15 protein-coding genes are annotated in these 12,386 nt (G+C 34.1%); 7 read left to right on the top strand and 8 right to left on the bottom strand.

What is annotated here, in order from left to right; translation table 11 throughout:
• The first annotated feature begins 198 nt into the window (after nt 1–198).
• Both ACFTQ7_RS12130 and ACFTQ7_RS12125 read left to right on the top strand, forming a co-directional pair.
• Nucleotides 199–999: an MBL fold metallo-hydrolase gene (locus tag ACFTQ7_RS12130; protein ID WP_386828958.1), complete on the top strand. Its 801-nt coding sequence runs from the start codon at nt 199–201 to the stop codon at nt 997–999.
• Between the two features lie 127 nt (nt 1,000–1,126).
• On the top strand, nt 1,127–1,393 hold the full coding sequence (locus ACFTQ7_RS12125; RefSeq protein ID WP_079563395.1) for a hypothetical protein: 267 nt from the start codon (nt 1,127–1,129) through the stop codon (nt 1,391–1,393).
• A gap of 308 nt (nt 1,394–1,701) precedes the next feature.
• On the opposite strand, the gene ACFTQ7_RS12120 is transcribed toward ACFTQ7_RS12125, so the two are convergent.
• Nucleotides 1,702–2,193 (bottom strand): hypothetical protein, encoded by a 492-nt coding sequence (locus ACFTQ7_RS12120; RefSeq protein WP_386828957.1) that lies wholly within the window; start codon nt 2,191–2,193, stop codon nt 1,702–1,704.
• Between the two features lie 251 nt (nt 2,194–2,444).
• Between ACFTQ7_RS12120 and ACFTQ7_RS12115 the strand changes: the two genes are divergently transcribed.
• From ACFTQ7_RS12115 to ACFTQ7_RS12095, 5 genes are all read left to right on the top strand, one after another.
• The gene (locus ACFTQ7_RS12115) at nt 2,445–2,594 is read left to right on the top strand and encodes a hypothetical protein (RefSeq protein WP_386828955.1); all 150 of its coding nucleotides are present in this window, start codon (nt 2,445–2,447) and stop codon (nt 2,592–2,594) included.
• Between the two features lie 221 nt (nt 2,595–2,815).
• Nucleotides 2,816–3,058 (top strand): hypothetical protein, encoded by a 243-nt coding sequence (locus ACFTQ7_RS12110; RefSeq protein ID WP_386828953.1) that lies wholly within the window; start codon nt 2,816–2,818, stop codon nt 3,056–3,058.
• A gap of 117 nt (nt 3,059–3,175) precedes the next feature.
• Nucleotides 3,176–3,490, top strand: coding sequence for a hypothetical protein (locus ACFTQ7_RS12105; RefSeq protein ID WP_386828952.1), 315 nt, complete (start codon nt 3,176–3,178; stop codon nt 3,488–3,490).
• Between the two features lie 74 nt (nt 3,491–3,564).
• Entirely contained in the window at nt 3,565–3,942 is a 378-nt protein-coding gene (locus ACFTQ7_RS12100) for a MerR family transcriptional regulator (RefSeq protein WP_386828951.1), read from the top strand.
• A gap of 615 nt (nt 3,943–4,557) precedes the next feature.
• Nucleotides 4,558–6,039, top strand: a complete 1,482-nt coding sequence (locus ACFTQ7_RS12095) for a malate:quinone oxidoreductase (RefSeq protein WP_386828950.1) — start codon at nt 4,558–4,560, stop codon at nt 6,037–6,039.
• A 549-nt stretch (nt 6,040–6,588) separates the two neighbouring features.
• On the opposite strand, the gene ACFTQ7_RS12090 is transcribed toward ACFTQ7_RS12095, so the two are convergent.
• From ACFTQ7_RS12090 to ACFTQ7_RS12060, 7 genes are all read right to left on the bottom strand, one after another.
• The gene (locus tag ACFTQ7_RS12090) at nt 6,589–7,245 is read right to left on the bottom strand and encodes a hypothetical protein (protein ID WP_386828948.1); all 657 of its coding nucleotides are present in this window, start codon (nt 7,243–7,245) and stop codon (nt 6,589–6,591) included.
• 162 nt (nt 7,246–7,407) lie between these two features.
• Complete coding sequence (locus ACFTQ7_RS12085) at nt 7,408–7,821, bottom strand: MarR family transcriptional regulator (protein WP_386828946.1); 414 nt, start codon at nt 7,819–7,821, stop codon at nt 7,408–7,410.
• 235 nt (nt 7,822–8,056) lie between these two features.
• The gene (locus ACFTQ7_RS12080) at nt 8,057–9,088 is read right to left on the bottom strand and encodes an alpha/beta fold hydrolase (protein ID WP_386828944.1); all 1,032 of its coding nucleotides are present in this window, start codon (nt 9,086–9,088) and stop codon (nt 8,057–8,059) included.
• A gap of 38 nt (nt 9,089–9,126) precedes the next feature.
• Nucleotides 9,127–9,786 carry a hypothetical protein gene (locus ACFTQ7_RS12075; protein ID WP_386828942.1) on the bottom strand — a complete coding sequence of 220 codons (660 nt, stop codon included), beginning with the start codon at nt 9,784–9,786 and terminating at the stop codon, nt 9,127–9,129.
• Nucleotides 9,787–9,789: 3 nt separating this feature from the next.
• Entirely contained in the window at nt 9,790–10,197 is a 408-nt protein-coding gene (locus ACFTQ7_RS12070; RefSeq protein ID WP_349660202.1) for a permease prefix domain 1-containing protein, read from the bottom strand.
• The gene (locus tag ACFTQ7_RS12065) at nt 10,194–10,523 is read right to left on the bottom strand and encodes a PadR family transcriptional regulator (protein WP_053482886.1); all 330 of its coding nucleotides are present in this window, start codon (nt 10,521–10,523) and stop codon (nt 10,194–10,196) included. The genes ACFTQ7_RS12070 and ACFTQ7_RS12065 overlap by 4 nt, the downstream gene beginning before the upstream one ends.
• A 243-nt stretch (nt 10,524–10,766) precedes the next feature.
• Nucleotides 10,767–11,957: a M14 family metallopeptidase gene (locus tag ACFTQ7_RS12060; protein ID WP_386828941.1), complete on the bottom strand. Its 1,191-nt coding sequence runs from the start codon at nt 11,955–11,957 to the stop codon at nt 10,767–10,769.
• Between the last annotated feature and the right edge of the window lie 429 nt (nt 11,958–12,386).

Below are 12,386 nucleotides of genomic sequence, written 5' to 3'. Positions count from 1 at the left end.
GGATAAAAAATAATAGATCCGTTAATTATGAATACTTGTATCTATAGAAAAAGCTAAGAGTATGTGAAATTTAAATTGATTTCGCATACTTTTTTTCCTAAAGAAGGATTTTATAAAGAGTGCTCGAACTAAGGAATAGAGCGGGCAAAATATAAACTAGCTCATTATCAAAAGAAAATAAGGGGAAAAGGGTGGTTCATGGTGATTCAATTCCAAAATAATAATATTACAGTTTTTCAAAGTGCATTATATATGACTACTTCGGCAATCATTCAAACGAATGAAGCAGTAATTATGACAGATCCTAATTGGCTACCTACTGAAATTGACGACATTAAGAGTCATATAAACGAGGTTAGAGGTGATAAACAACTATATATTGTTTATACACATAGCGATTTTGATCATATTATTGGTTCTGGGGCATTCCCAGAAGCTAAGGTAATTGCCTCAAAACAATTTGATGAAAATCCTAACAAAGAAGACATCATGCAAAAAATTAAACAATTTGACCAAGGGTATTATTTGAATAGAAGTTATTTACCTCAATATCCAAATGTAGATATTGTCGTTTCAGAGGACGGGCAAAAAGTAGAATTCGATTCCTTTACCATGACATTTTATCCAGCACCTGGTCATACAAATGATGGTTTATTTACAGTTATTGAGCCTTATGGTCTGTTTCTTTCTGGCGATTATTTGTCAGATATTGAGTTTCCATTTATTTTTAGCAACTATAAAGACTATGTAAATACGGTCAATAAAGCTGAAAATATTTTGCTTAATCATGAAATAACGACCCACGTACCTGGGCACGGTACGACAACGCAAAATCAACAGGAAATTCAAAAAAGGATAAACAGCTCGAAGTATTACTTAGAGCAGCTTCCTCATGATAATGAAGAGTTAGAAAAATATTTAAGTGAAAAATATTCATTTTTTGAAGGGATGAGAGGCATCCATACTGACAATAAGAAAATGGTTGAAGAAATTTTGTAGAGGAAGCATTCATTAGTGCTTCTTTTTTTGTTTTTTAATTCGCACTTTGTCCGTACATATTTTCTGCTCATTTTACAATACTATATCTAGATTATTTATTTAAATGGCAGGAAGGGGAGAGGTAGAATTGGCTAAGCACTCAGATATGAGTTGGAAAAAGGATCACCCAAGCACTTTGTTTGGGAACTCCGTCCAAAAGGCGGAGCGTTTGTTGAAGCATGTAAAGTCACACCCAGAGGAGATTGCGATTGAGCATGCATTCAATCAAATCGAACATGCAGAAAATGCATTTATGAATGCAAAGGAATATGGTGAGCATTTGGATACAGTCCAACAAAATAAAGAGTACTTAGAGCAGATCAAGCAGCAATTACACGAAATGCAAGACAAATAGTGACAGAATAAATAAAAATAACTTTTAAGCGGCTTAAGTCCAATAATTGAAAGGACTAAGCCGCTTCATTTATTCCTTTTGTTTGCTTGCAGTAATCCCACCGTTATGCGAAGTGTTGCGAAAGACGGGGTGACTGAGCACCTTTCCTGGGAAATAATTTTTGTATATTTTTAATGTTCGGTTTAATTTTATGTTATTACTAAAGTCGGAATGATATTTACGTATGTCATGAATGTTAGATAAGGTAGGGGCGCCCCTGAAAAGCGCCTGGTCGGAACGTATATCAACTACATGTTCTTAATCTTAAATTAACACCAAACGATTATTTTATACGGTGTGGTTTGTGCAGGGATACTTCTTGTAGTAGGGCCATAGATCACAATTAAGTTTCGATTGGCTAGGCTTTTTGAAAAAGGTTGCCCATTTTTGAGCAAGATAAGTGTATAAGCAGAAATATTTAGTTGTAATTGACCATCACTACTAACTAATTGGTTATTAAAAAAGTCGACTTTGACATTTTGATTGTTATTTTCCTTTACAACAACAAGTGCTCGATATTGAGGCGGATATATTAAAGGGACAGGTGCATTCCCATCATAATATCCAGTAACCCGATCGCCGGGAGTCACAATTTCTTGATTCACAAAGTAAGTGGAAGGTGAGACGACAAAATTGACGATGCCCTGAGTACTATCTTCTACCGTCATCAATTTATAACAGCCTTCCTTTTCACCATTTTGCCCAATAGGGAAATCATCAATCTGAGTAACGACACCACGAAATGATTTAAAGTTTACCATTGCAATTCCTTTCTTTATAAAATTTCAAGCAATCATTGGTGAGGCAAAAGCTTTCGTTATTTATTGTTTACCCGAAGGAGCTAAATTGAATTCATGACTAAAAGAAAATCAACAGCATTATTTTTAATTTATGTAACATATCCAATTTGGGTGACAGAGAATGATTGTAAGGACAGGTTTATATAATACATGAATCAATATATACTTAATTGGCAAACTATAAACGTTATTTTTAAGAGGAGGGGAGCCTATTGAAGTGGATTTCTAAAAACAAGAAACTCCTTTTAATATTCATCATTATTATTATGTTTATTGCTGGTATACTCGATATCAAATATGAAGGATTATTCTTTCAACTATTACCTGAATCTGTTCAAACCTATTTAGCTAATATTTTTTAAGTAGAATTGTATTTTTTAGGACATAGGACTGGCTAAAAAACTCGTCTATTCATAGTTGGAATTGGATTTTTATCCAATTCCTTTATTTAATTTCACTGCTAATAATTGCTGAAGAAAATGATTACCTTGATTATCGAAAAGAGGAAGAAAAGATAGAACTTCATAATATTGAAAGGATGTTTAAAGAATAAGTCATTAAAGGGTTAAGTGGTGGTGAGACAATGAATGAAGTTGTAAAATCAATTTTATCTCCAAGTGAAGAATATAAGGTTGAAATTATTAAAAGAAATGACGGTCTATATACAATAGAGATCTTCAGATGGTTTGAAGGCGATATCGACTATTCATATGAGTATTGGAATCCTATCACACAAGGTTTTTCACTAATGGATACAGAAGAAAGTGCAATGAAAATCGGTGTTGAACAATTAAAAGTACACTCTGGTGAAATATTTGACCTTTAACATAATTAGCAACTGCGATATATTTTGACTTGTATTAAAGTAATTGTTCAGAAGGTGTTGACATGGAGCTAACTCCATCTTTTAAAGTGAAAATATTAAAAGAATGGGGTGATGTGAATGGCTATTATTACTTATGTATTGATAGGGTTATACGCATTATTGACAGGGATTGCAAGCTTGCAGCAATGGAGAGAGAAAGGATATCAAGTACGAACATTTTTGTTTATGGTCTTATCTATCTGTATTCTTGTAACGATATTTTTACCGAACAAAGCTCTAGTACTGATGTTGCTAATTCTTGAATTTGTTTTGTTACATGTATTAGCAGTTGCGGAAGGGCTAGTAACAAAAAAACAGCTTAGATATAGTCATCATATCGTTCGCTTCATATTCCATTGTATATTGCTATTAATGGTTATCTTCATTCAGTAAAGACTCATACCTTTCAAAATCCGGACGCAATTACGCCAAGGCGATATTGATAAATAATTATTTACGAGTAGGTGATGCTCATAAAAATCGGTGAATTTGCTACATGTACTAGTCTTAGTAAAGACACTATCCGTTATTATGAAAAAATAGGTCTATTACGTCCAGAAATAAATAACAAACATCGTGAGTATAACGAGGATCAGATCGAGATCATTAGTACAATTCTAAAACTAAAAAAATGTGGTTTTTCACTTCAAGAAATTAAAACACTTTTTGAATGGTCGCAAAATACGGACGAAAATGATGAATTGACAGAAGCGGAAATTCAAAACCTTCAACAGATGAAATTATTATTTCAAAATAAGTATAAACAGATGATTCAAAGAGAAAAAGAGATTAAACAAAAAAGCAAGTCTTACAACGTGCTGATAATAAAATGGAGCAGCTATTAGAAAAAAATAAAGGTAGATTTTAAAAGCTTTAATGGAAACGGATAAACAAAGGATGATGGAGGTATATGAAGAGTTAGTAAACCGTGTAATGAATAGGATGGGTGATTTTGATATTGGTGGTTGGAAAATAAAAAGTCCTGTAATAGAATGAGTTTTACTTTCTTGGTTAGACTAAAAAGAAATAATTTTAATAAAACACTAGAAAATAGTGAGAAAATTCTATATATTTTTATGTATAGTGGAGCTGGTGCAAAAACAAGACTGGTTCCATATTTTTATGTTATTATATAAATATAATAATAAAAAAAACCTCATTATTTTATGAAAACGCTAGCCAAATTTAGGACGATTATTCCATAACGCTTAAATAAAGGTAGTGATTCTTAATGGGGGAATAGTAGGTTTTTCGCTTGATTTATTAAGGGGAAGGCTCGAAAAATGCACATAACTCTCATATAGATAGTTGATATTTTAATCTTTATGTAATTATGATACACTGCAATAAGGTAATAATTGATACAGAAAAGATGTACTCCTAAGTTACTCTAGAGCTTACTGTGACAGCAGGAGAGCTTACATCCTTTCTGCAAATCTTAATATATAAGGAAGGTAAAAATGAGTAACAGACAAATTAAATCAGATGTTATCTTAATTGGTGCCGGAATCATGAGTGCGACTTTGGGGACAATGCTTAAAGAATTAGCACCAGATTGGAAAATTACAGTGTTTGAGTCGCTTGATAAAGCTGGTGAAGAAAGTTCTCACGAATTAAATAATGCGGGAACTGGGCATGCGGCACTTTGTGAGCTTAACTACACTTCAGAGAAAAAAGACGGATCAATCGATATTAGCAAAGCGATTAACGTTAATGAACAGTTCAATGTTTCAAGACAATTTTGGTCTTATCTTGTGAACAATAAACTAATCAGTAATCCACAAGACTTTATTATGCCTTTACCTCATATGAGTTTAGTACAAGGGAAAGACAATGTAGAGTTTCTGAAAAAACGTCATGAAACGATGACAAAAAATCCTTTATTCCAAGGTATGGAATTTTCTGATGACCCAGAAAAACTAAAGGAATGGATTCCTCTTATTATGCAAGATCGTCCAGCAGATGAAGCTATCGCTGCGACAAAAATTGACACTGGTACAGACGTTAACTTTGGTGCATTAACACGTATGTTATTCGACCACTTAAAAAATAAAGACGTTGACATCAACTACAATCATAGTGTTGAAAGTATGAAACGTACTAGCGATGGTTCATGGGAAGTACGAGTGCACGACAAAAAAGGCTGTAAAATGGAATACCATACAGCAAAATTTGTCTTCCTTGGAGCTGGTGGAGGAAGCCTAGAATTACTACAAAAAACAGGTATTCCTGAAGGGAAACATATTGGTGGATTCCCAATCAGTGGATTATTCCTAGTATGTAAAAACCAAGAAGTTGCTGAGCAACATCACGCGAAAGTATACGGAAAAGCTAAAGTTGGTGCTCCACCAATGTCTGTTCCGCATCTTGATACACGCTATATTGATAACAAAAAATCTTTATTATTTGGACCATTCGCAGGTTTCTCACCTAAGTTCTTAAAAACAGGTTCAAATATGGATTTATTTGCTTCTGTAAAACCGCATAATATTACAACGTTATTAGCGGCAGGAGTTAAAGAGATGGGATTAACAAAATATTTAATCCAACAACTTATGTTATCTAAAGAACAACGTATGGAAGAGCTACGTGATTTCATTCCAAATGCTAAGAGCGATGATTGGGATATTATTGTAGCTGGTCAACGTGTACAAGTTATTAAAGATACTGAAGCTGGTGGTAAAGGTACGCTTCAATTTGGTACGGAAGTTGTAAGTGCTTCTGATGGCTCAATTGCTGCATTACTTGGAGCTTCTCCAGGTGCATCTACTGCTGTACACGTCATGCTTGAGGTAATCAATAAATGCTTCCCTCAACATGTTAACGAGTGGGAGTCAAAAATTAAAGACATGATCCCATCATACGGCAAGTCATTAGCAGAAAATCCAGAGCTTCTTAAAGAAATTAACGAAGCAACAGACGAGGCGCTTCGTTTAAAATAAAATTAGATGTAGAAACAAAGAATGTAAACGATTTGTTTCTACAAAATAAAATAGAACCTTCATTCTAATTTAGGGTGGAAGGTTCTATTTTTTTATTTCTCAAATGGAGTTGCAGCGATAATTTTCATCCATAATATCTAATATATTCAAATAGACATTAATTAATGACAAAATCGCAATAATTTATGAAACAAATATTTATTTATATAAAAGCAAAATAAATGATTAGAAGCACACCTTTTTCTAGCAAACAAAAGGTGTGCTTCTAATTTTAAAACTTAAGCTTGGAATAACAAAATTGGATAGAACGTTTGATATACATTGAACAAAAGAATAGCAACAAAGAAACCAAGAGTGCTAGCGGAATGCTGAAAGCGACCGGAAGCTCAGCGCCATTCCAAATGCTCATGTGTATTTGTTCCAAGCCGAATGTTCGTAAAATGCCGGCTACTATTGATAGTAATGCACTGAAGACCAGCCCTGCATAGAGGACAGATAGTACGAGAAGGGCTAATGAGCAAAAAAAGCTTTGAATGATTTTTATGAATGTCATTCCTTTTCCCTCTGTATAATTTGTTGCACCTTGGCGTTTTTAGCAATTGAATAGTTTTTTGTATAATAAAGTGTTTGTATATGACAATTATCGCCTACTGCTACAATATCTCCGTCAACAATTTCTGCATCGGTATAGGAAAGATGTATTTGTTCACCTTTAATACATTTACAATTCAACTTTTTCTTTAGAAAAGATATAGATAACGAATCTTTTTCTACATGTATCACATCTGCAATAAGCTTTTTAATCTCATTTCCACCAGACATTTTTAATTGAAAATGTTTTGCTTCTATTTCATTCGCTTTAACAAAACCGACTGCATGAAACTGTTCTACTTGTAAGTTTTGTTCAATAGCCAACTTCCCAGAACTATTCAATTTTGTTATTCGCCCATTGCGGATATTTAAGCTCCCCGCACTTTTAACCTCATTAATTTCACAAAAATCTTTTATAGAGCATGATCCTGTACTATTTAAAATCTGTGCTTCAACGCGGGAATGAAAAGAGCTATGACCATGAGTAGAGATTTTTTTTACGCGTATTTCCTGATGTAAAGTAACAGAGCCACGGATATTTAATTGCTCACAATCTGCTGCTAAGTCTTTAATAGAGCCGTTAGTAAGGGTTACTGTACGTAGTTTTTGAATCACGGAAAACCACCTCATTTTAATTTAATTAATATATATTTCAATAATTAAAATATATATCAATTAAATTATATGCCACCTTGTTTTGTCAAGAACAAAAAAATTGCCAGGAGCTTTTTATGGATTTTTTAGGCAATAAAAAAAGGATTTCAATTTTATGAAATCCTAAAAAATTTTATTCATTAACTGATTAACCTCACGCAATATTTTTGTCATGTCTATCAGTTTTTCCTGTGGAAACTTTAAAAATAAATCTTTAACCTTTAATTCACCATTATTAGTTAACACCATTTTTACTACACGACGATCTTCTTGCTCTCTAATACGTTCTACAAATTCTAATTTCTCAAGTTTATCGCACATGGATGTAACGGCTCCTGGCGTCACACTAAAGAACTCAGCAATTTCTGTTGCCTTCATACCGTCATTAATCTTTAGCTGAAGTAGGAGGATCAATTGGTTTTGCGATAATGATTCTCCCTCAGATAAGAGATTTACAAACATTTTTGATTTATTCTGTATTTCAAGCATCTCTCTCATAATCGTTTCCACATTGTGCAATTGCTCATTTTTTGACATAGTATCACTACCCGTTAAAATATTTAATAACTAAATTATATAGTAAATAAATAATGTGAGCTACTATCGTTATCCTTAAGAGAACTGATTTCTTGTCATTGTAGAACACAGAAGCGACCCATCAGACGCCCCGAGGAAGCTGTGCTATGTGCGAAAGCAAAGCGACAACAACAACAACAACAACAAAGTACCCAGTCGAAAGGAAATCAACCCCATGTTTTAGTGAAGAGCCAATTTATTTCACAAACGTATCGCACATCCATTCATAAAATTTTTCCTTCTCTTCAAATTGTGGATAATGAGCGGATTGTTCAAAGGCAATAAATTCTTTTTTATCGGCTTCAATCATATCAAAGTATTTTTTTGCTGCATTAGATGAAGTTTGATAATCATATTTACCCATAACAAAATAGCATGGTAATTCAAGTTTTTTTACTTTAGTAGGTAATGGGTTTTTCATTACTTCCCCTAATAGAGTTTTTTGAGAATAGGATAGCCCATAGTTGTAACGAATCACATCTAATAAGTTATACTCACGACTGAATAACATACTTATGATATTCCCATCGGGGTTATCAATAAGTCTTGTAGCTCCACCATATTTTGCAATATACTTCCGTGGAATAAACATCTCGCCATTTTCAACTTGTTCAGTTAACCCTTGTAAATATAGAACATCCTCTGCATTACCATCGTATTCAGCTTGCTGAATAACGAAATTCAAACCGTCAATCTCGCTTCCTGCTGGATCACTCATCTGTCCAATTCCAACATATGCTGTAAATTTTTCAGGAGCTTTAGAGGCAGCTTGCGTTGCAATATACGTACCATAAGAATGGCCAATTAATATTACTTTTTCTTTGCCAAGACGATCTGATATATAATCCGTCAAGGCCAATAAGTCATCTACGAGTAAGTCCGATGAAAGATTAGAATATTCCTCAAAAAAATGATAGGATTTTCCGCTTGCTCTTTGGTCGTAATTCACGACCGTAAAATCGTTTTCCAATAAGTTTTGATACTTACTGGCATACGATATTTCTGAACATCCAGGCCCTCCATGGACAAAAATAATAACGGGATTATCCTGATCTTTGCCGCGTATCATAACTTCATGATTACTTCCATTTATCTCTACTTGCTCTAATGCACTTACACTGTTATTACCTTTAATATGGGCAGTCCATGTAGGGAATAAAAGCGCTGTTATTAGTAATACGATAGTAATTATTCCGGTGAATTTTATAAATTTCATTATCTTTTTCATCTAATTCCCTCTGTGAATGTGAAATATAATCGAAATTTTTAGACTCTTTTAGGGAGAGTTGTTGAATTGTACATTTTTCTTTTATAAACATAAAAGTACATACTAAGTGGCCACCAAAGGGCGACAAAGATTGGATAAAAAGCCCATATTACGTTTGGAGAAGAGACAACGTTTACTGTAATAAAAAAGATGCTGATCAGTATTGTAGCGGTAACAGAGAATGCTACAAACGTTTTTCTTTGTGCGTGGTATAAAGCTAATGGCCACCAAATGACTAAAAATGCAGGATAAATCGCCCAAGGGTATGGATGGGATAAAATAATATTTAATAAAGAATAATAAATGATGGTACTTGCACAGCCAATCAGCGCAATCTTTAATGTTTTTGCTTTTTCCTCTAAATACATAAGAATTGGCCACCAGATGATTGGATAAACCGCATAAATGAACCATATATGATCGGGGGAGTATAAATAATTTTCAATGATAAGAAAAGCAATAATCATAGCACTGCAAACTAGAGAATATTCCTTATACATTCTTTTAGACATGAAAAATAAAGTAATGGGCCAAAGCAGAACAAGTAAACACGGGTAAATGAACCAAATCGTCTGAGGTGATGTTGTATAATTGACGATTCCTAAAAAAATCATTGTCATTAAACTACCAACAATCGAAAAGCTAATAAAGTTCTTCATGTTTTATTCACTCCATTTCTTACGTGACCAAACGAAGTACATTGATAGGGGCCACCATAATATTGCGAAGATCGGATAGATTGCCCATATTGTATGTGGCGTATAGTAGAGATTAATAAATATAAAAAATACAATAATTAAGCCGCTACCCCATATAGAGAATTCTAAATTTAATTTAGCCATGTTTTTCTTTTCGGGCTTCTTCACACCTAATTCCTTTTTTAAATCTTCAATATCTCCAAACTCTACGATGGCTTTGTTAATGGCATCCTCTTGTTCTTTCCCTTGATCCATCAAATAAAAAACTTTTTCTTCAAGATTTTGAATGATTTCTTGTTTAACCATCTCGGTTTCTTTATTACGAGGAATGTCTTTAAAAAGCTCATCAATATGGTTTTTTATTTTTTTCATTCTAAGCCCTCCATAAATAAGTCGATAATTTCTTTTACTTCCGACCACTCTTTTACTAGCTCATTTAAATAAGCTTTACCTAATGGGGTAATACGGTAATACTTTCTTTTGCCTCCGTGTGAAACATCACCATAATAGGCTTCAATAATTTCCTTTTTCTCAAGGCGTTGAAAAACTGCGTATAACGTTGCTTCTTTAATTTGAAAACGATTATTTGTGCGGATACTTATTTCCTGAGAAATTTCATAGCCATAACGATCTTTCTCTAATATTAGCCTTAAAATAATGGAATCCAAGTGTCCGCGGATGATGTCACTTCGAACCATAAGTCACCTACTTATTTTTTTATTGCTCTATCTGTCAGAGTAATATTAACAAACATTACTCTGCCTGTCAAAGTAATTTTTCCAAATACGTCCAAAATCTTGCCAGGAGTAATAATTGAGGCTAAAAATCAAATCCCCATTCACTTCAAAAGCGAATGGGGAATGGGATATTTTATTTCGATTTCATAAACAAGATCGTTTTTTACGAAACATTAAAATCTTCTTGTGAACTAAACTAATCTATTACATATACAATGCTGCAAGGAATATACCTAATGCCTCTTCATAGATGTCGTCGAATTGGCTAAGTGGAAGTGGATTTGTACCACTACCTAATTCAACAGTGAATCCAGGTCTACGCCAATCCTGAATAAACCAATCCTTATAGCCCGCATAACTGCCTGCCGAATTGATAGGCTCGTAGCCACTAACCCGGCTAAACTCGTTAACAAGGGTTTCTGATTCTGGTGGTTCGAGATTTTCAAACCCCCAATAAATGACTCTACCTTGTGTATGAAACGCAAGAACTCTGGCAAAGTCACGCTTCCTTGTTAAGTCAGCCATAGCGATGGCCTCAGGCTCGGACAAAGGTTGTTGGCCTCCAAAATCTCTTGGACCAGGTATTTTTGGATTTCGTGCTCTTTCAAGCTCCCATTTTGCAGGGAACTGGTCGTTCAAATCAACACCATGTATATTTGCCTTCCAACCAGAGAAATCGGTGTTACCGTTATTCCAAGTAATAAGCTGGTTTCTTAATGCTTCGTCGTTAGGTGGTCCTTGTAATACTAAATCAACACCATCGGGATTGACCATCGGAACGATAGAAAGGATTGTTTGCTGGTATAGTGGGAGAAGGGATAAACCGCGAATTGTATTTTGATTAGTGAGAGAGAGTAGGTAGTCGTTAATAAAAGTTAAAATAATTGGAGTTGTCATCCATTCATTTGCATGAAAGGAGCCGTTATAATGGACACGCTTAGCTCCGTTCCCGATTAGAAGCTCTGGAATTTCATGCTGTAAAACAGAATGTCCAATTGTAGAGCTTTGTAGAAACGGATAAGCATCGATTAGTTTTTTAATATCGTTCATCATGGTCGTGTAAGTATAATTTTGTTTCCCATTGATGAGCCTCCATGTGATTCGTTGGGGAATGCGAATTGTCTGCCCAATGTGTAATTGATTTGGATTAAGACCAGGATTGACAAGCAAAATGGCCACTAATGGGAGATTTCTGCTTTGGGCTATTTGCCAAAAAGTATCTCCTTGCTTTATTTGATAATTGACTGTAACAAACCCCGGAATTCGAACACGCTGTCCAACCCTTAAATATTGAGGTTTAATAGTTCGATTCGAATCTATAATTAGTTGAAGAGGTATTTTAAACACTTCACTAAAATGCCAAAGAGAATCCCCAGGTCTTACGAAAATGTCCACAATTGTTCTCTCCTTACTATTAATTATGCCTCGGCAAAATTGGCCAATATATAATATATATGAAAAGAATATGGGACTTATTATCTTTTAACTTCAAGTTGTGGATGACAATTGTAAAAACGTATGCCATTTATCTTCATTCAGTAGTAGACTATTACCTTTAAAGGTAATGAGATGAATGTGGATATGGTTCCCTTTCAGTTGGTGTCCAAACAACTACAGAAATATGGGAACTCAGTCGCAAAACGCCACGTCCTGTGACAATTTATCTGTGTTAAAACCGCAATTTGGCCAAGGTGAAATCACCACACATTATGGTGATAAGCTCTTTTAATTTGAACTTTGTTACGTATTCCTCGCAAAGAGATTCTTCTCTTAACCTAAGAGGAAGAAACTTTGTTCCTGTTTGATGTACAATAATACTAGATA

The sequence above is a fragment of the Lysinibacillus sp. NPDC056959 genome (assembly GCF_042674095.1).
Lineage (GTDB): Bacteria > Bacillota > Bacilli > Bacillales_A > Planococcaceae > Lysinibacillus > Lysinibacillus zambalensis.
The sequence above is the reverse complement of the archived record's forward strand: the minus strand, read 5'-3'. Positions and strand labels throughout refer to the sequence as shown.

What these genes read in the sequence shown, in the direction of transcription:
- ACFTQ7_RS12085 (WP_386828946.1), bottom strand. Translation starts at nt 7,821, where the DNA reads ATGTCAAAAAATGAGCAATTGCACAATGTGGAAACGATTATGAGAGAG.
- ACFTQ7_RS12100 (WP_386828951.1), top strand. Translation starts at nt 3,565, where the DNA reads ATGCTCATAAAAATCGGTGAATTTGCTACATGTACTAGTCTTAGTAAA.
- ACFTQ7_RS12065 (WP_053482886.1), bottom strand. Translation starts at nt 10,523, where the DNA reads ATGGTTCGAAGTGACATCATCCGCGGACACTTGGATTCCATTATTTTA.
- ACFTQ7_RS12120 (WP_386828957.1), bottom strand. Translation starts at nt 2,193, where the DNA reads ATGGTAAACTTTAAATCATTTCGTGGTGTCGTTACTCAGATTGATGAT.
- ACFTQ7_RS12075 (WP_386828942.1), bottom strand. Translation starts at nt 9,786, where the DNA reads ATGAAGAACTTTATTAGCTTTTCGATTGTTGGTAGTTTAATGACAATG.
- ACFTQ7_RS12110 (WP_386828953.1), top strand. Translation starts at nt 2,816, where the DNA reads ATGAATGAAGTTGTAAAATCAATTTTATCTCCAAGTGAAGAATATAAG.
- ACFTQ7_RS12095 (WP_386828950.1), top strand. Translation starts at nt 4,558, where the DNA reads ATGAGTAACAGACAAATTAAATCAGATGTTATCTTAATTGGTGCCGGA.
- ACFTQ7_RS12070 (WP_349660202.1), bottom strand. Translation starts at nt 10,197, where the DNA reads ATGAAAAAAATAAAAAACCATATTGATGAGCTTTTTAAAGACATTCCT.
- ACFTQ7_RS12080 (WP_386828944.1), bottom strand. Translation starts at nt 9,088, where the DNA reads ATGAAAAAGATAATGAAATTTATAAAATTCACCGGAATAATTACTATC.
- ACFTQ7_RS12130 (WP_386828958.1), top strand. Translation starts at nt 199, where the DNA reads ATGGTGATTCAATTCCAAAATAATAATATTACAGTTTTTCAAAGTGCA.
- ACFTQ7_RS12105 (WP_386828952.1), top strand. Translation starts at nt 3,176, where the DNA reads ATGGCTATTATTACTTATGTATTGATAGGGTTATACGCATTATTGACA.